The organism is Pedobacter alluvionis (assembly GCF_003664035.1).
GTDB classification, from domain to species: domain Bacteria; phylum Bacteroidota; class Bacteroidia; order Sphingobacteriales; family Sphingobacteriaceae; genus Pedobacter; species Pedobacter alluvionis.
On the sequence record NZ_RCCK01000010.1, the window covers coordinates 680,215 to 699,023 of the forward strand.

Below are 18,809 nucleotides of genomic sequence, written 5' to 3' on the forward strand. Positions count from 1 at the left end.
CATAGTATATATTTGTGATATAACCATTTATAAATGAAAAAATTTTTATTGAGCGCATTACTTTCTGCTCCACTTTGGGTTTTGGGGCAGGGTTTCCAGGTTAATTTACAAGGTCAAAAGCAAATTGGTATGGCGGGTGCAGGTTCTGCATTGCCTTTAGATGAAGCGTCTGTATTTTACAATCCCGGTGCAGTAACTTTCTTAGAGAAAAACTCAGTTTCCGCAGGTGTAAACCCACTATTATTTAAATCAGCTTTTAAGCAGTCAGGTTCGAACATTACAGAAAATGTTAAGAATAAAATTGCTCCTCCATTTGAAGCTTATGCAGTATGGGGTCCTAAATCAAATAAATGGAAATTAGGATTAGGTGTTTATACTCCTTTCGGTGGTTTGGTAGATTGGGGCGATAACTGGTCTGGTAAGTATGCACTAACCTCATTAAATTTAAAAGCCATTTATTTCCAACCTACTTTGAGTATTAAAATTACCGATCGTATTGGTATAGGTGCTGGTTTTGTATACAATCATGGTGATGTAAATCTTCAAAGGGCATTACCGGTAAACTATCCCGATGGAAGATCCGGTCATGCGACATTAGAAGGCACAGGTAGTGGTTACGGTTGGAATGCAGGTCTGTACATTAAAACGCTAAGTAATATCACTTTCGCTGTTGTACACAAATCAAAAGTAGTCACCAAATTAAATGATGGAACTGCAACGTTTGATGTTCCTGAATCATTGAGAAGTGCATTCCCTGCAGGAAATACATTTAATGCTGAATTACCTTTACCTTCTACAACGACTTTAGGTATAGGTGTACCTTTGTCAAAAAGCACAACATTGGCCTTTGATGCCAGCTGGGTACAGTGGCATGTTTATCAAAATTTAACTTTTGATTATGCTATTAATACTCCTCAGTTAACGGATAAGCCTTCTGAAAGGAATTATCATGATGGTTCATCATTTAAGTTAGGTATCAATCACCAGGCATCAGAGAAATTGGCTTTAAGAGCTGGTTTAGGTTATGCTTTTTCTCCGGTTCAGGATGGTTATGTAACACCAGAAGCACCAGATGCTGATCGTTATATTTTAAGTGCAGGTTTAGGTTATACGCCTACCCGCCATTTCGAAGTTAATGCATCGTTCTTTTTTGAAGATGTTAAATCGCGTAAACAAAAGAATATCGAAACAGGCCTTGATGGTACCTTTAAAACTTTGGTTTATGCACCAGGTATTTCATTAACTTATAAATGGTAGGAGAAATTACAAATGAAAAAATATATATTAAATAGTTTCGTTGCTGCTGCCATTCTTTTTACCGCAGCCTGCAAACCAGAAATAGAAACACCTGCAGGTACAACTGCCGGACAAGCTAATTTTAGCAAATACATTGCCGTAGGTAACTCTTTAACTTCTGGCTTTGCTGATGGAGGCTTATATTTAGAAGGTCAAAAAGTTGCTTATCCAAACCTAATTGCAGCTAAAATGGCTTCAGTTGGTGGTGGAGCATTCACTTCTCCGTTTTTTAGTGAAGAACATTCAAATGGCTCAGGTTATATTTCTTTAACAGCACTGGTTAATGGTACGCCAACTTTAACTCCCATTATAGATAAATTAGCCTTTAGAGATCCTGCGAAACACTTAGATAAGTATAGTGGTGAAATTCAAAACTTAGGTATTCCGGGCATGCGTGTCGATTTATCTTTCGACCCAACGCTTACTTTTAGTGCTGCCAATCCGTATTTCGAGCGTTTATTAACAGATGCACAAGTGGGTAAAACCAATTACTTTCAGTATATACAAGGCAGAAACCATACTTTTTTCTCGCTTTGGTTAGGAAATAATGATGTATTGGGTTATGCTTTAAATGGTGCTGTTACCGTTACAGGTGATCCAACTACTGTATTAACAGATAAAGTAACATTTTCATCATTGTATGCTAATTTTTTAAATGCATTAACCGCCGGTGGTCAGAAAGGTATTGTGGCAACTATTCCTGATGTAACAGCTGTTCCATATTTTAATACGGTTACCGTAGCTGCTTTATTAAATGCTGCTAAAGCAATTAATCCTGCAGCGGCAGCTATTTATATTCAAACAGGAACAGGTGCGGTAAGGCCTGCAACTGCTGATGATTTAATTCGTTTGCCTTTCCAATCAGCTGGTTTGTTTGGTCAAGGTGCTATTCCTTATGGCTTACATCCCTTAAATCCAATTGAAAATAAATGGGTTTTGGATAAAGATGAAGTTGTTAAAGTGAAGGACTATGTAAACAGTTACAACAGCAGTATTAAATCTTTAGCTACCAGCAAAGGCCTGGCCATTGCAGATACTTATGCTTATTTTAATCAGGTTAAAACTGGTATTAATGTTCAGGGTGTTGGTATCAACGCTTCATTTATTACGGGTGGTGCATTCTCTTTAGATGGTATTCACTTAACGCCGCGTGGAAATGCAGCAATTGCCAATCTATTTATTGATGCCATTAATGCTAAATACGGTTCTACTGTACCAAACATTGATATTACTCAATATAGAGGCGTGAAATTCCCAGATGCGAAGTAAGATTTTAGTATTCATAAAAAAAGGAGCATTTAATGCTCCTTTTTTATTTTCTACCTATTTTGTTTTCAACAAAGTTGATAACTTCCGAGCTTTGATGAGGTTCAAACCAGTTGATTTCTTCATCTCTTCTAAACCAGGTGAGCTGGCGTTTGGCAAAGCGGCGGGTATTTTGTTTAATTGCCGAAACAGCGTCTTCAAGAGATAACTTTCCGTCCAGGTAATCGAAAATTTCACTATAACCTACCGTGTTTAAAGCATTGTATTTTTTAAATGGTATTAGCAATTTTACTTCATCTACTAAACCATCAGCAATCATTTGATCAACTCTTCTATTAATTCTGTCATAAAGTACAGCCCGATCGGTATTTAACCCAATTTTGATTATTTTAAACGGTCTTTCCTTTTTTGTAGCTGAAAGCATTGAGGAAAGTTTTTGACCTGTCGATAAATATACTTCCAGTCCCCTGATCATTCTTTGTGGATTTTGCTGATCTACTTTTGCGAAATATTCGGGATCTAACTCGGCCAGTTGGTTTTGTATAACTGTTAAACCTTCTTCTTCAAACTGTTTGTTTAATTTTTCCCTGATCGATAAATCGATCTCGGGCATTTCATCTAAACCATTTATTAAAGCGTTTACATATAATCCGGAGCCCCCGACCATAATGGCGAGATCATGCTTTTTGAAAATTTCTTCAAGTGTTTTTAAGCCTTCTACCTCAAAATCGCCGGTACTAAACAGTTGCGTTACGGAATGTGAGTCTATAAAATGATGTTTTGCTGCAACCAATTCCGCAGCATTGGGCTTTGCTGTACCAATGGCCATTTCCTTAAAAAATTGTCGTGAATCTGCAGAAATAATTTCTGTACCAAAATGTAGTGCCAGGTGAATAGCCAAAGCTGTTTTGCCAATTGCAGTAGGACCAACAATGGATATTAAGATTTTTGGTTGAGGCATGGGGTTTGTATAAAATAAAGGCTGCCAAATTTAAATATTTGGCAGCCTTTTGTAATATTATTTTGTTGCTAATTAATAGTCGTCTTTATGGCTATCATCTTCGAAGTTATCACTGTCAGAAAATTCATCTCCAAATTCGTCTTCTTCATTTTCTTCATCTTCATCCCGCTCTTCTTCGTTAATACCCATTTCGCCCATGGCTTCTAATTCATCGGTGTCTTCAGGTACAAAGTTCATTTCATTTAAGAAATCAAATTCACCTGCAACTGCACCAACAGCTGCGCCAGGATCGGCAATGGGTGCATTGTTGCTTTCGAAAATTTTTGGTGCTTCGCCAGTGCTTTTAGCTAAAAATGGATATTCGATATTAGGGTCGGCGTCAAGAATAATTTTTACCAGTTCTACATGGAAATCGTAAGGGCGATCGAAATTATAGATATAGTAAAATTTTTGATGTGGATCTTCAATAAAACCGCTCAGTTTAGAATTCTCCATTAAAACTACACGGTCTTTTTTACGTTCGTTTGGTAAATAGGCAATTTCATCACCTTTTAACCAATTGTCAGTACTCACATAAAAAGAAGAAGGTTTCTCGGCATTATAACCTGTAGATCTGTGAATAGCCTTATGGAGGTCTTCAAATGTTTGGTTTGATTTAATGTCGATCTCTCTCACAACATCATCAAAATCTTCAAAAGTAATTCTAAATTTATAAATAGCCATTATTGTATTTTGGAATCGTAAAAATAAAGTTAATTTATAATTACCACAAACATGATATGCCATAAAAACACCATATTCATATTGTTACGGCAATTAAATTATTTATTAACAGGATTTAATCCCATTTGTTTTGCCTGATTGAGCATAAAATTAAACGCTTCCTGATAATCGTTTGTGATCTCACCTTCCAATATGGCCTCACGAATGGCATTTTTAATTATGCCAACTTCTTTGCCTGCATCAAGACCAAAAGTTTCCATAATATCGTTGCCAGAAATCGGAGGTTGCCAGTTTCTGATTTTATCTCGTTCCTCTACGTCCTTTAGCTTTTGTTTTACCAGCTCAAAGTTATTTCTATATTTTGTTTTTTTGTATTCATTTTTTGTTGTTACATCGGCATTGCAGAGTAACATCAAGCTTTCAATTTCTTCTCCGGCATCAAAAAGTAATCGCCTTACAGCAGAATCAGTAACAGTTTCCTGTGCCAGAACAATCGGGCGTAAATGAAGCTGCACCAATTTTTGCACATACTTCATTTTTTCATTTAAAGGAAGTTTTAGCTGTGCAAATATTTTGGGAACCATGCGTGCACCGCGGTCTTCATGTCCGTGAAACGTCCAGCCGTGGCCTTCTTCGAAACGTTTGGTAGCAGGTTTGGCAATATCGTGCAAAATAGCTGCCCAGCGTAACCATAAATCATCGGTATCTGCACATATGTTATCCAGTACCTCTAAAGTATGGTAGAAATTGTCTTTATGTCCTTTTCCTTTAATAATCTCCACGCCATAAAGCTGTGCCATTTGAGGGAAAATGATCTGCAATAATCCGGTATCGAAAAGATGTTTAAAACCTATTGACGGTTTTTTAGATAAGATGATTTTATTCATCTCATCAGTAATCCGTTCCTTGGACACAATGTTAATGCGCTGTTTCTGGGTTTTAATGGCATTGAGTGCTGCCGGATCGATATCGAAATTAAGTTGTGAAGCGAAACGGATCGCCCGCATCATGCGCAATGGATCATCCGAAAAAGTAATTTCCGGATCAAGCGGGGTACGGATGAGCTTATTTTCGAGATCTTTAATCCCATCAAAAGGATCTAGCAGCTCACCAAAGTGATCTGCATTTAAATTGATCGCCAACGCATTGATGGTAAAATCCCTGCGGAGCTGGTCGTCTTCTAAAGTGCCGTCTTCAACAATGGGTTTACGCGAATCAGAACGATAAGATTCTTTTCTCGCCCCTACAAATTCAACTTCTAAATCCTGATATTTGATGTTTGCCGTACCGAAGTTCTTAAATACAGCCACTTTTGTGTTTAATTTTCGACCTACGGCTTCTGCATATTCGATTCCACTACCAACAACAACTACGTCAATATCTTTTGAAGGGCGATTTAAAAATAAATCGCGCACAAATCCTCCGATTACATAAGCTTCGGTATTGTTCTTATCTGCTATTGTTGATAAGGTTTTAAATATAGGGTTTTGTAGGTGTTGTTGCATCAAGTTAGTTATTTTGTCACGCCGAGATAGAAAGCGTCTGCGAGCTATGAAACAGATCCTTCGTGCCTCAGGATGACAATAAGAATTACAAAAGTAATAAAATTACTTGCGAATAAACTCAAACTGTCCACCAGGAGAAAGTTTCATAATAGTTGATGGCTTTTTACTGGTTCGATTTTCCTGTTCGAAATCTACTACATAATCAACAGCATCGATAATTTCAGGATCAATGTCGTCAAAGAATTTTGGCGAAGGTTGTCCACTTAAATTTGCAGAGGTTGAAACAATAGGTTTTCTGAAACGCTGGATTAATGGTGTGCAAAAATCGTGTTTAACAATCCGGATGCCTACACTACCATCAGCATTGATTACATTCTGCGCCAGATTTTTGGCATCCGAAAAAACGATGGTCAGTGGGTTTTCTGCATATTCGATCAGATCGTAAGCTACATCGGGTATTTCGGCAACATAACTTTGCAATTTGCTGTCTACATCCAATAAAACAATTAAACTCTTTTCGGCCGGACGGTTTTTTATTTTAAGCACTTTATTCACGGCTTCAGGATTGGTGGCATCACAACCTATTCCCCAAATGGTGTCGGTAGGATAGAGGATTACCCCGCCAGATTTTAATACTTCAAAAGCTTTGTTAATCTCGTCTCTTAGCATTTTGCAAAGTTAATTTATAAAGCGGAAGTTAAATAATGTTAGTGTGTATTTCCTGTGTTCTCAGATATTTCTATCTGACACTCGTAATATTGATAAAGGCATTTTTATGACCGTAACATATTCTTTATCTCAACTGATGTGTTTTAATGCGATAAACCTGTATTTTAGTAATAGGTTATTAAATAAAACATAAAATGAAACACACACTTAAATGGGGTATGCTGTTTACTATTGTAATGGCATTTACCAGTTGTATTACTGTGCTTACGGCATCAGATTACGACAAAAAGATCGATTTTTCTAAGTTAAAATCCTTTGCTTACTATGAAAAAGGAATTGATCATTTAGAATTAAACAACCTCGACAGACCCAGGATGTTAGATGCCCTTGAAACTGCCATGGTCAAAAAGGGCTTTACTAAAGCTGGCCAACCAGATTTTTTAGTTAATGTAGTGGTTTTGAGCAGCATTAATGCGCGGGCAGACTGGGGTTATAGCGGAGGCGGTTATCAATGGGATGCTGTTTCATCTTCGTACCAATGGAGAGATTCGCAATTCGGACCGCTCAACAGCAGCAAACAGTACCAATCTGGCACCATCATCATTGATTTTCTAAATCCCGAAACCAAAGCAATTATGTGGCACGGGGTAGGATCGGGCTTTAATTTTGATGATTATGAAAATAGAGAAGAAAGAATAAAACTGGCTGTAAAACAGATCTTATCGGAATACCCGCCTGTTTATTGATTTTCATGATTAATCCAATTATAAAATATTTAGTCTGAGTGATATAACGTAAAAACATAATCAAATAAAAATCGTTTTACAGATAACAATCTGATTGTAAAAAATGTTAAATGATTTGTCATTTGGTTTACAATATCGTTATATTTATGTCAGGTTATTTATACAACAGCGCACAAAATGAGAACAGCACAAAAATTATTAATGCTTTTTACAGTAGTATTGGCATTAGCAGGATGTACAACACTCCGCACCGCATCAGATTATGATAAAAATGTTGATTTAAGCGGTTACAAAACTTACAATTTTTACGATAAGGGTATTGCAAGGGTTAAGCTTAACAATTTGGACAAGCGCAGATTAATGGCTGCGGTTGAATCTGAAATGAATGCGAAAGGATTTACAAAATCAGATCGCCCGGATTTGTTGGTTAATTTGGTTGTAGTTGCCCGCGAAAAAACCGATGTGTATGGCCCAGGTTACTATGGTGGCTGGGGATGGGGCTGGCGCGGCGGATGGGGAAATCCTTTCTGGGGCGGCGGAACTTACGTAAATCAATATATTGACGGTACTATTGTCATCGATTTTCTGGATCCGGCTAAAAAGATTTTGTTCTGGCATGGACAGGGATCAGGTTTTAACCTTGATAACTTCAATAAAAGAGAACAACGTTTGTATACTGGTGTAAAGGAAATATTGGCGCAATATCCACCAGCTGCTACAGCTGCTAAATAAGTTGTAAATATTAAATTAAGAGCACTAAGGGGCTGTTGAATTTTTAAATAAATTCCGGCCCTTTTTCTTTTGTGGTTTTATAGCTTGTATTTCTTAATTGTTACTACAGTCTGCTCAATCTAAACCTGACATTCGCGGAAAGCCCGGAATCCGATCCTTCATCGGATGAGGACTTGCAGCATTGGCAGGACTAACGTTAACAGCAGCACTAACCTTGCTTTTCAAATATTAAAACTAAATTTCTGAAAATCGACCTGAATAAGTTACACATTTATTATGCGCTAAGCTATTATGAACGTAATTTAAGGATTATTAAAGAGATAAATAGCAATCCATTAACTGCTGCGTCACTAAATTGCTGTTGAATTTTTGAACAAATTCCAACCCTTTTTCCTTCATTTCTTTTTGGAGCTGAGGACTTTCCAGAATTTGATTAATGGCTTTAGCTAGTCCGTTAGCGTCGTTTGGCGAAATGTATAAGCTATCTGGTCCGCCTGCTTCTTCCAGGCAGGAGCCTGTTGCCGCAACCACCGGAACACCTGAATATAAGGCCTCTATAATTGGGATACCAAAACCCTCATAAAAGGAAGGATAAACAAAAACACTGGCCATCTGGTAAATGCCAGGCAGATCGGCAAAAGGGATGTTTTTTAAGAAGATAATCCTGTTTTTAAGACCAAGCTTTTCGATTTCTTTTTCTACAGTTTTAAAATAAGCCGTTTGTTTGCCTATCACCACGAGTTTATAATCTTCATTAAGCTCTTTTAAAGCCTGCACAGCCAATTTAAGGTTCTTACGCTCTTCGATGGTGCCAACGTTTAGGATGTATTTTTCAGGGAGTTTATAGGTTGCCTTAATGCGGCTTAAGGTTGCTGCAGCAAAAGCTGTTTTGAAACTATCATCGCAGCTTTGGTAAATAACCTCAATTTTTTCAGGACTGATCCCGTATAAATCTATGATGTCTTCTTTTGTTTTTTCGCTGATGGCGACAATTTTATTGGCACGTTTACAGGCTGATTTGCTTTTCCATTGGTATAATTTCCGGTCGATGAATTTATAGTATTGAGGGAAACGGAGAAAAATAAGATCGTGTATGGTAACGATTGATTTGATTCTTGTATGCTGTATGGCTAATGGGATTTCGTGACTGAGGCCATGAAAAATCTGGCAGCCATCCTGATTTAAGTCTTTCAGGATATTTAAAGTTCTCCATAAAAAAGGACCATTTTTAGGGAGTTTAAGTTCGATGTTATCTTTTTCAAAAAATGCATCAATCTGTCTGGCCGTTTTTACTTTTGGAGCATAAACAAGATACTCGTGTTCGGGATACTGACTTGCCAGATGCTCAATTAAAGACCGGCTATAATTGCCCAATCCGGTTAAATTATTGGCGGCGCGCTTGCCATCGTATCCTATTTTAAGTGGAAAGCTTAAAGCCGAAAGACCAAAGCTTGATTGCTCAAGTTCGTTACTTTCGGCTTTTTGTGTTTTAGTTTCGCTTTCAGCTTTCACCTTTGTACTTTCAGCTTAAACAGCTACATTATTTTCTCTCAACGCGTCGTTAAGCGAAGTTTTTTTATCTGTACTTTCTTTACGTTTTCCGATAATTAAAGCACATGGTACCTGAAATTCGCCGGCAGGGAATTTTTTAGTGTAACTTCCTGGTATTACCACCGAACGTGCAGGAACAACACCTTTATATTCTACAGGAGTTGGGCCGGTAACATCGATAATTTTGGTCGATGCGGTTAATACCACATTGGCACCAAGTACCGCTTCTCTTTCTACTTTAACACCTTCTACTACGATGGCTCTTGAACCTAAAAAGGCATCATCTTCGATAATTACCGGAGCAGCTTGTACAGGCTCTAAAACACCACCAATACCCACTCCACCACTTAAGTGAACGCGTTTACCGATCTGTGCGCAAGAACCTACAGTAGCCCAGGTATCAACCATGGTACCTTCATCAACATAAGCACCGATGTTTACATAAGATGGCATCATGATTACACCTTTTGCTAAAAATGAACCGTAACGAGCACTTGCCATAGGCACAACCCGTACACCAGTTGCTTTATAATCAGTTTTTAATTCCATTTTATCGTGGTAAACAAACGGACCGCTTTTAATCTCTTTCATCTCACGGATCGGGAAATATAAAATTACCGCCTTTTTTACCCATTCATTAATGCCCCAAGAGTTTAAAACTGGTTCAGCAACACGGATTTCACCTTTATCTAAACGCTGAATTACGGTTTCGATGGCTTCGCAATAGTTGCTATATTGTAAAAGGGTTCTGTCTTCCCAAGCGGCTTCAATTAATTTCTTTAAATCTGAATACATGATGTTTTTAAATTTTACGCAAAATAAATCAATTTTTGTTTATTAAAGGGCTAATTGTTTAAATTGTTTTGTAGTTGGGTGAGTGCAAAAGATTGTTGAATTTTTCGATTGTTCAGATTACTGGCCTTAACGGGTTTAAAATGATGAGAATGATTTAACAATAAAGCAATAAAACAATTTAACAATTCTTTACTTTTGAACCTTTATGACAGAGACAGAAAAACTTAGGATAGATAAATATTTATGGGCCATCAGGTTGTTTAAAACCCGGAGCCTTGCTACTGATGCCTGCAAAGCTGGAAGGGTGAAGTTGAAAGGGCAGAATATTAAGCCTTCAGCCATTGTAAAAGTTGGTGATGTTTATCAGGTATCGAAAGGGATTGAGAAGAAAATTATTGAAGTGGTAGAACTTTCATACAACAGAACTGATTCGCCAACAGCCCTAACAAAATATAAAGATTTAACCCCTGTTGAAGATACCCATGCCTTTAAATCGATGTTCCATGCGCCAAGCTTAAAACGCGATAGGGGTACAGGGCGTCCGACTAAGAAAGACAGACGTGAAACGGATGACCTGATCGGCGGGATGTTTGAGGAAGAGTAGTTAGTCTTGAGTCCAAAGTCTGTAGTCTGTTTGATAACTATAGACTTCAGATTAAAACCATCAATTTTCTTTCTCCAGTCTGAAATCACTGATTGGCTCATGACTCAAGACTACGGACTGAAGACTAAAATACCTCATTCTATAACTCATTATAGCAGTTTTGCCCAGTTTTTCGATCAGTTTATAATTGGCAACTGCTCCTACCGCTGCGCCAACAAAAGGCAACATCTGGGCAAGTTTAGCCAAATCGATATAATCGCGGTATTGCTGTTGAAAGGTAAGCCAATCAAATTCATCAATGTTGGTCGGTAACTGATGTGCTTTATCATCCCAATTCTGCATTTTATGAAATATATTCTGGCTTTCTTCTTTGCTCGAAAAGGCCAGTTGAAAAATGTGTAATATATATAAACGCTCGCGGTAATCTTTAACATCGTATCCGTAAACCGCGGCAATGTCAAAAAGCATCTTCATTTTTATGCCCAGCAATAACGGGAAATCCGCCAGGCTCATTAAAAAACCACCCGCTCCGGTAATTCCACCCTCTGCTGCACCGGTTTTTTTGTAATTATCAATTTTTTGTTTCACCAACGCTTCCCGGTGCATTAAGGTTAAATCGGTAATGGGTTTCGACGTGGTAAAGGTAGAACCAAAAAGAACCGCCTTAACCATTTGTTTAATCGCAGTAGTAATGGCATTGTGAACTTTATCGGGAATATAGCTGTTTATTTTTTTCTGCACTTTATCCGTCACCTTACTCAAAAGCGAAGGTTTCTGCAGAGTTTTAAACTTCCAGAAATCCAGTTCACTGTTTATTTTTTGTTCATAGGTCATATTCATTATCCTAAAATAATTATTCCTTAAAATTTAACTCAAATTGACGATTTTTTATTTGAATCTCTTTATAATAGCTTGTTAATAATCTACCCGCATTGCCGAAGTTTCCCAAAGCTTAAAAGCCGACAAAGCTTCATCCCGCATCAGTTGAATTACCGGAAGGCTCCTTTTTTCCATCGGTTTATCTAACTCTTCATAAATAAACTTATCACTAAAACCAATGTTTTCGGCATCTGCCTTGGTATTTGCATAATAAATGGTATCAATCTTCGCCCAATAAATAGCACCCAAACACATGGGGCAGGGCTCGCAACTGGTGTAAATTACACAGCCGCTTAAATCGAATGTATTCAATTCGCCACAAGCTATCCTAATGGCCGAGACTTCGGCATGTGCTGTAGGATCATTGGTTGAGGTTACCTTATTGGCTGATTTAGCAATCAATTTACCATCTTTCACCACCACAGCGCCAAAAGGTCCACCAATACTCTCGCTTACATTCTGTACAGATAGATCGATTGCCATCTGCATATATTCCTGATGTTGATTCTCCATTTTATATCTAATTAGCTCCTCTGTCATTAAAATTCTAAAATAACAGCACAAAAAAAATGCCCCGATTATTCGGGGCACCCTGGTTTAAATATCTTTTTAGCTTATTTTTTGCTGTATTCAGCATTTAAGCCTTTAATTACTTCCGATGTTACATCTAAACTTTCGTCAGCAAATAAAATAGAGCTGTTACCTTTTGAGTAAGTTAAAACCATTTTATAACCTTTTCCTTTAGCGTAACCTTTTAAATATTCTGCAACTTTATCATACAATTTTTCGTTTTCAGCAGCTTGCTCATTCTGTAAAGCACCGCCTGCATTTTGTTGGTAAGTTTGCAATTCCTGTTGCTTACGTGCTAAACGCTCTTCAGTGCTTTTACGCTGATCGGCAGATAAAGTTTGTGCCGATTGTTGGTATTGAGCAACTTCTCTTTGAAAAGCCTGACCTTTAGCCTGCATATCTGCCTGTGCATTTTTGGTCTTTCCTTCAAATTTCACTTTAAGATCTTTGAAGTATTCATATTTTGTAAGTAACGAGTCGGAGTTTACATACACAATTTTCTCAGTTGGAGAAACCGCTGCAGTAGTACCCTCTGTTTTTTTAGTTTCAGTAGTTTTAGTGTCTTTGTTCTGGCATGCAGAGAAAGCAGTTATCAAAGTTGCTGTTGCAAGTAAACCAAAGGTTTTAAAGGTTCTTCTTTCCATTCTTGTTTAATAAATTTTAGCAAACTTATATAAATTAGTTTTGATATGCAATTTAAAGAAACGCGTGTTGAGAAATGACATTTTTACGCTTGGCGTTTAATTTACTTAAAGCTGAGCGCCTAACGTGAGCTGCTCAATCTGAGAGAGATGATTTGAAAAGCAAAGCCTGTGTTTCAAACGGCTGTTAGTCCCGCTTTACTGCGTGCCGCTTCCATCGGGTTTAGGTGGCACGGCAGCTGCTACTATTTGGGGCTGCAGGGCGGCAAGAGCAAATTTTAAAACACCAAACGTTCCTACGGAACGAAAACGCTAATTAAACAATTAGCTACCGATGAACCGTCCCTAACGGGACGGCAGGGAAGTATTAGTTTTAAAAAAAACACTGTGGCATTTCATTAAGTTAATTCATCTGCGCAGATAATATATTTAACCACAGATAAAAAGGATGCACACAGCTATAAAATTGTATTTATCTGTTGTTGAAAACCGTTATCGTAATGACACTACGCAATGAAGCGGCGGGCAATTGTTTGTATTGTGAAAAAAAACGTCCCGTAGGGACGTATGCCCGGTAATTAGCTATCGATGAACCGTCCCTAACGGGACGGCAGGGGAGTATTAGTTTTAAAAAAACACTGTGGTATTTCATTAAGTTAATTCATTTGCGCAGATAATATATTTAACCACAGATAAAAAGGATGCACACAGCTATAAAATTGTATTTATCTGTTGTTGAAAACCGTTATCATAATGACACTACGCAATGAAGCGGCGGGCAATTGTTTGTATTGTGAAAAAATACGTCCCGTAGGGACGTATGCCCGGTAATTAGCTACCGATGAACCGTCCCTAACGGGACGGCAGGGAAGTATTAGTTTTAAAAAAACACTGTGGCATTTCATTAAGTTAATTCATTTGCGCAGATAATATATTTTAACCACAGATAAAAAGGATGCACACAGCTATAAAATTGTATTTATCTGTTGTTGAAAACCGTTATCATAATGACACTACGCAATGACGCGGCGGGCAATTGTTGGTATTGTGAAAAAAACGTCCCGTAGGGACGTATGCCCGGTAGAAAAAAAAATGTAATGTTTTTTTCGTTCCGTAGGAACGTTTGGTGGATAATCCGTTCATATTCAGTATTGTTTTGCCCACCTAAACCTGATTGAAATGAAAAGCTCACGCTTCTTCAGCGGGACTTGTAATGGAAAGCGGGAGGAGACATGGATTGGAATGCTGGTTTTGCTTTCCAAACCCCTTTTAATCCAATTAGAGAGGCTTTGTGTCAATCTCTTAACAGCTCAAAACTTATCCACATATTAGTTTAAATGCCAAAATTTCCGTATTTTTGATACTTATTGTTTTTAATTAAAATATGAGCGAAGAACAGGATTTAAAGTCAAATTATTCGGCAGATAATATACAGGTTTTAGAAGGTTTAGAAGCGGTGCGTAAGCGCCCTTCAATGTATATAGGTGATACTGGTGTTAAAGGTTTACACCATTTGGTTTACGAGGTTGTGGATAACTCTATTGATGAGGCTTTGGCTGGTCATGCAGATACCATCGATGTTCGCATTTTAGAAGGTAACTCTATCAGGGTTGAAGATAATGGTCGTGGTATTCCGACAGGAATCAATACAAAAGAAAACAAATCGGCGCTTGAAATCGTAATGACGGTTTTACACGCCGGTGGTAAATTTGATAAAGATACTTACAAGGTTTCGGGCGGTTTACACGGTGTGGGGGTAAGTTGCGTTAACGCCTTATCTACCGATTTAAAAGCAGAAGTGCACCGTGAAGGTAAGATCTGGATGCAGGAGTATAAAATTGGCGTTCCGCAGTATGATGTTAAAGAAGTTGGAACTACCGATAAACGTGGTACGATTGTAACATTCACTCCGGATGAAACCATTTTTACCCAAACTACAGAATACAAATACGATACTTTAGCCAGTCGTTTGCGTGAGTTATCTTTCTTAAATAAAGGGATTAAACTAACGTTAACTGATGAGCGTGAGAAACTGGATGACGGTTCTTATTTTTCGGAAACTTTCCTTTCAGAAGGTGGATTAAAAGAGTTTGTTGCCTTTTTGGATGATACCCGTACTTCTATTTTGGCCGAGCCGATTTATATTGAGGGGATCAAAAATGGGGTTCCTGTTGAGCTGGCTTTCCAGTATAACGATAGCTACTCAGAAAATGTTCACTCTTATGTAAACAACATCAATACCCACGAGGGCGGTACACACATTGCCGGTTTCCGTAGAGGCTTAACCCGTACTTTAAAAAACTATGCCGATAAGGAAGGTTTATTAAAGAACGTAAAAATGGAAATTACCGGTGATGACTTCAGGGAAGGATTAACGGCAGTAGTTTCGGTAAAAGTACAGGAACCTCAATTTGAAGGACAAACCAAAACCAAACTGGGTAACAGTGAGGTAATGGGGTCTGTTGATATTGCAGTAGGAGAGGCTTTAGGTAATTACTTAGAAGAGAATCCGAAAGAAGCTAAAATGATTATCAATAAGGTAATCTTAGCGGCTACAGCACGTGCAGCGGCCCGTAAAGCCCGCGAAATGGTACAGCGTAAGAGTGTAATGGGTGGTTCAGGTTTGCCTGGTAAACTTGCCGATTGCTCAGATAGTGATCCGGAAAGATGTGAGATTTACCTGGTAGAGGGTGACTCGGCGGGTGGTACCGCTAAACAAGGTCGCGATAGAAACATTCAGGCCATTTTGCCTTTAAAAGGTAAAATCCTGAACGTAGAGAAAGCGATGGAGCACAAAATTTACGAGAATGATGAGATTAAAAACATGTTTACGGCTATTGGGGTAAGTATTGGTACGCCAGAGGATAACAAAGCATTAAACATGACTAAACTGCGTTACCACAAGATTGTAATCATGACGGATGCGGATATCGACGGTTCACACATTACTACGTTGATCTTAACTTTCTTCTACCGTTACATGAGGGCATTAATCGAAGCAGGTTATGTTTATATTGCTTCGCCGCCACTTTATCAGGTTAAAAAAGGTAAAGAATTTGAATATTGCTGGAATGATGTACAACGCGATGCTGCTGTACAACGTTTAAAAGGTGCAGGTAAAGAAGATAGTGTGCATATTCAGCGTTATAAAGGTTTGGGTGAGATGAACGCAGAACAATTGTGGGAAACTACTTTAAATCCTGCAACACGTACTTTATTACAGGCTACAATCGAAAGTGCAGCAGAATGTGATCATACTTTCTCAATGTTAATGGGCGATGAAGTTGCTCCTCGTAGAGAATTTATCGAGCGTAATGCAAAATATGCGAAGATTGATGCTTAACCCCTAAATCCCAAAAAGGGGAATTTAAAATACAAACCCTCTTCAGGTTAAAATCTTGGAGAGGGTTTTTTGTTGTTATATTCGTCATCACTTTATCGTGGTGTAAGATGGTAACATCTTACACCATATTAAATTTTTCTAGCCTGGATGAACTATGTTGTCATAAGTCAGATGGAAGCAGCTGACTTCACCTGAAAATAGGTTATTAATTTATCGCTATGTTATGAATATGTCGCTTTTTATTTTGTAAATTTATTTACACACACAAATAAAATCAAAATGAAAAAAGCAGGAATTATTTTACTGCTATTATCGGGCTCGATAATAGTTAGTGCGCAATCACAGCGTAAAAGTCAAAAGGCCCCTCCATCGGCTCAATTGTTGAAATTGAAGGTTAGCCCTAAGCTAAAATCTTCAATGGATTGTAAGAACTCAATAGCGATGCATCCATATATTACACATTCAGTTTTTAGCAGCCCCGGAGATATTTCTACCATTGTTAATGCCAATGGAACCCATTTGACTGTGGTGAATAACGGAAATATGGCAACAATAGTTAATCCGGATGGCACGCATTCAACTGTCATCAAAAATGGTAACACATCTACTATTGTTAATCCAAATGGTTCGCATTCAACCGTGATCAATAATGGGAATACATCTGTTATTGTAAATCCTAACGGAACACATTCTACTGTAATTAATAATGGAAGCACATCAATAATTGTTAATCCAGATGGAACACATACTGTAGTTGTAAATTAATTTAGCAATATAAAAACAAAGCCATTCAAAAAAATGAATGGCTTTTGTATTATACACGATTGCAAATGGCCGCTCTTTATCCAAATAGAAACCACTGCGCTTAACTAACCATCTCAGTACTGAGATTTATTTTTAGGCTTTACGTTGACTACAAGATGTAGTAAGAGCCGACGGGAGCCAATTCTGTTTGAGGTTTGTCCTCATATATTTTATTATCGTCTAACATCTGGCAAAGATCGCGTTCAATAGTTCTGCAGATGGTTGTTGTCGGAGTATCCGTAGGTTTATTCTCGAAAGGATCCTGAAGATGAACGGCCATTTTTTCTACCAATAAAAAGAATGCTGCAATAGCAACCACTAAAGGAACTTCCATGTAACCAAAATATTCGATCAATCCGAAAGGCAACAATACGATGAATAAATGGATAGACATATTGATATACTTGCTATACGTAACGGGGAAAACGGTGTTTTTAATTCTTTCCGATCCACCCATGTGGTTACATAAACCTGTTATCGTTTTGTCTATTTCTATCTGCTGGTATTTATTGATCCAACCTTCCTGTAATGCCTTTTTTAAATCCATGGCATGTAACTCCAATATGGTTGTGGTTACATTTTTACGTTTCTTAACGAAGGCGACTTCTTCTGCAGAAAGGTATTCTTCCAAACCTTTTCGTGCATTAAAACCGCGCAACGATTGACTTAAGGCATAACACCAGGCAATCTGTCGTTTAATAAACCTGGCTTTAAATTCCTCAATTTCATCCAATCCATAAGGATTATCAACGAACGACAATATCTGACGGGAGACAGTTCTCGAATCGTTAACTATGGCGCCCCAAAGAATCCTGGCTTCCCACCACCTGTCATAAGCCTGGTTAGACCGAAATGCCAATAGAAGCGAAATAATTGTTCCTAATAAAGCTGGTACAGCAACAGGAATGGATATGCGGGTAACGTGAAAGTTCTCGTACAATACCACAATACCTATTGAATAACCAATAACAAATAGAAGTTCTTTTTTGATCTTTCCGAATATATAGGTGAGCGGAATATTATTTCGTAATAGCATAATATAAAGTTTGAAGATGATAATTAAGAATTTACTTCTTGCAACTGTGTTTCGTGTATTTTTGTGTCAATTAAGTTTTCGCTGGCATGAACTGTCAATGCGTTTAATTGAATTACTGCACAGCCTGCACGTTCCGTTAGTATTTTAGGGTCGATGCTATATTTGTTGATTGGCGTAAAATTGTATTCTTTTAAATAGGCAATACATTCTACGTCAAAAGCTTCGATAAAGTTTTTGAAAGCCGCTACTGTACTTCCGTAAAAATATTCGATCCCAATCGTATTGATCTGAGTAGGATATTTTGCTTTGGCTTGATTTATTTGCTGATAAAATTCGTCGCTCACATTTTCATAATCGCGGCTACGGCGACTCAACATTAACATATCAGTGATCGAATCTGATAGTTTAAAGGCATGTACAAAAATGATGTTCAGACTTTCATTTTTTTGATGCTGAACTAACGCATCAATAATTTTAATGCTTTCTAATTTAAAGTCGGTTGGAACTAATACTGTTTTCATCGCTATATCTTGTTTAAATGAATTGAAATATTATTTATACAAGTTTAGCAGGATGTTATTATAGCGAAATAAGAGCGAGATTAGAACGAGATTAGAGTGCACTCCTTTTTGGAGTGATAAGTTTATATTAATCGAACTTAGGTTACCAGATTGATTATTAACTAACC

18 protein-coding genes are annotated in these 18,809 nt (G+C 37.7%); 7 read left to right on the forward strand and 11 right to left on the reverse strand.

The genetic code is table 11. From position 1 onward, the window contains the following. Positions 1 to 33: 33 nt before the first annotated feature. Positions 34 to 1,257, forward strand: a complete 1,224-nt coding sequence (locus tag BCL90_RS03000; protein WP_121282529.1) for an OmpP1/FadL family transporter — start codon at positions 34 to 36, stop codon at positions 1,255 to 1,257. A 12-nt stretch (positions 1,258 to 1,269) separates the two neighbouring features. Then, complete coding sequence (locus tag BCL90_RS03005; RefSeq protein WP_121282531.1) at positions 1,270 to 2,565, forward strand: SGNH/GDSL hydrolase family protein; 1,296 nt, start codon at positions 1,270 to 1,272, stop codon at positions 2,563 to 2,565. Between the two features lie 43 nt (positions 2,566 to 2,608). On the opposite strand, the gene miaA is transcribed toward BCL90_RS03005, so the two are convergent. The 4 genes from miaA to BCL90_RS03025 all read right to left on the reverse strand — a co-directional run bounded on the left by miaA (position 2,609) and on the right by BCL90_RS03025 (position 6,420). Continuing rightward, the gene (gene miaA, locus BCL90_RS03010) at positions 2,609 to 3,523 is read right to left on the reverse strand and encodes a tRNA (adenosine(37)-N6)-dimethylallyltransferase MiaA (protein WP_121282532.1); all 915 of its coding nucleotides are present in this window, start codon (positions 3,521 to 3,523) and stop codon (positions 2,609 to 2,611) included. Positions 3,524 to 3,595: 72 nt separating this feature from the next. Then, positions 3,596 to 4,246 carry an IS1096 element passenger TnpR family protein gene (locus tag BCL90_RS03015; protein WP_121282534.1) on the reverse strand — a complete coding sequence of 217 codons (651 nt, stop codon included), beginning with the start codon at positions 4,244 to 4,246 and terminating at the stop codon, positions 3,596 to 3,598. A 98-nt stretch (positions 4,247 to 4,344) separates the two neighbouring features. Beyond that, a complete protein-coding gene (locus BCL90_RS03020; protein WP_121282536.1) occupies positions 4,345 to 5,751 on the reverse strand; it encodes a CCA tRNA nucleotidyltransferase in 1,407 nt (468 codons plus the stop codon). A gap of 102 nt (positions 5,752 to 5,853) precedes the next feature. Next, the gene (locus BCL90_RS03025; protein WP_121282538.1) at positions 5,854 to 6,420 is read right to left on the reverse strand and encodes an L-threonylcarbamoyladenylate synthase; all 567 of its coding nucleotides are present in this window, start codon (positions 6,418 to 6,420) and stop codon (positions 5,854 to 5,856) included. 194 nt (positions 6,421 to 6,614) lie between these two features. Between BCL90_RS03025 and BCL90_RS03030 the strand changes: the two genes are divergently transcribed. Then, on the forward strand, positions 6,615 to 7,166 hold the full coding sequence (locus BCL90_RS03030) for a DUF4136 domain-containing protein (protein ID WP_121282539.1): 552 nt from the start codon (positions 6,615 to 6,617) through the stop codon (positions 7,164 to 7,166). 177 nt (positions 7,167 to 7,343) lie between these two features. Further along, positions 7,344 to 7,898: a DUF4136 domain-containing protein gene (locus tag BCL90_RS03035; RefSeq protein ID WP_121282542.1), complete on the forward strand. Its 555-nt coding sequence runs from the start codon at positions 7,344 to 7,346 to the stop codon at positions 7,896 to 7,898. A gap of 312 nt (positions 7,899 to 8,210) precedes the next feature. Here the strand turns inward: BCL90_RS03035 and BCL90_RS03040 are convergent, their stop codons facing one another. Both BCL90_RS03040 and BCL90_RS03045 read right to left on the reverse strand, forming a co-directional pair. Beyond that, positions 8,211 to 9,410, reverse strand: coding sequence for a glycosyltransferase family 4 protein (locus BCL90_RS03040; RefSeq protein WP_121282544.1), 1,200 nt, complete (start codon positions 9,408 to 9,410; stop codon positions 8,211 to 8,213). Between the two features lie 15 nt (positions 9,411 to 9,425). Beyond that, positions 9,426 to 10,244, reverse strand: a complete 819-nt coding sequence (locus BCL90_RS03045; RefSeq protein ID WP_208529835.1) for a 2,3,4,5-tetrahydropyridine-2,6-dicarboxylate N-succinyltransferase — start codon at positions 10,242 to 10,244, stop codon at positions 9,426 to 9,428. A gap of 205 nt (positions 10,245 to 10,449) precedes the next feature. Here BCL90_RS03045 and BCL90_RS03050 point away from each other — a divergent pair, with 205 nt between their 5' ends. Next, positions 10,450 to 10,848: an RNA-binding S4 domain-containing protein gene (locus BCL90_RS03050; protein ID WP_121282548.1), complete on the forward strand. Its 399-nt coding sequence runs from the start codon at positions 10,450 to 10,452 to the stop codon at positions 10,846 to 10,848. A gap of 60 nt (positions 10,849 to 10,908) precedes the next feature. On the opposite strand, the gene BCL90_RS03055 is transcribed toward BCL90_RS03050, so the two are convergent. The 3 genes from BCL90_RS03055 to BCL90_RS03065 form a co-directional block, all read right to left on the reverse strand. Beyond that, complete coding sequence (locus tag BCL90_RS03055; protein ID WP_121282549.1) at positions 10,909 to 11,682, reverse strand: EcsC family protein; 774 nt, start codon at positions 11,680 to 11,682, stop codon at positions 10,909 to 10,911. Between the two features lie 81 nt (positions 11,683 to 11,763). Further along, positions 11,764 to 12,240, reverse strand: a complete 477-nt coding sequence (locus BCL90_RS03060; RefSeq protein WP_121283432.1) for a nucleoside deaminase — start codon at positions 12,238 to 12,240, stop codon at positions 11,764 to 11,766. A 101-nt stretch (positions 12,241 to 12,341) separates the two neighbouring features. Then, positions 12,342 to 12,941, reverse strand: a complete 600-nt coding sequence (locus BCL90_RS03065) for an OmpH family outer membrane protein (RefSeq protein WP_121282551.1) — start codon at positions 12,939 to 12,941, stop codon at positions 12,342 to 12,344. Between the two features lie 1,381 nt (positions 12,942 to 14,322). Between BCL90_RS03065 and gyrB the strand changes: the two genes are divergently transcribed. Further along, the gene (gyrB, locus tag BCL90_RS03070) at positions 14,323 to 16,281 is read left to right on the forward strand and encodes a DNA topoisomerase (ATP-hydrolyzing) subunit B (protein WP_121282553.1); all 1,959 of its coding nucleotides are present in this window, start codon (positions 14,323 to 14,325) and stop codon (positions 16,279 to 16,281) included. A gap of 279 nt (positions 16,282 to 16,560) precedes the next feature. Then, entirely contained in the window at positions 16,561 to 17,046 is a 486-nt protein-coding gene (locus BCL90_RS03075) for a hypothetical protein (protein WP_121282555.1), read from the forward strand. A gap of 148 nt (positions 17,047 to 17,194) precedes the next feature. Here the strand turns inward: BCL90_RS03075 and BCL90_RS03080 are convergent, their stop codons facing one another. Together BCL90_RS03080 and BCL90_RS03085 are read right to left on the reverse strand one after the other, a co-directional pair. Further along, a complete protein-coding gene (locus tag BCL90_RS03080) occupies positions 17,195 to 18,121 on the reverse strand; it encodes a bestrophin family protein (RefSeq protein WP_121282556.1) in 927 nt (308 codons plus the stop codon). Between the two features lie 23 nt (positions 18,122 to 18,144). Continuing rightward, a complete protein-coding gene (locus tag BCL90_RS03085) occupies positions 18,145 to 18,642 on the reverse strand; it encodes a hypothetical protein (RefSeq protein ID WP_121282557.1) in 498 nt (165 codons plus the stop codon). Positions 18,643 to 18,809: the final 167 nt, after the last annotated feature.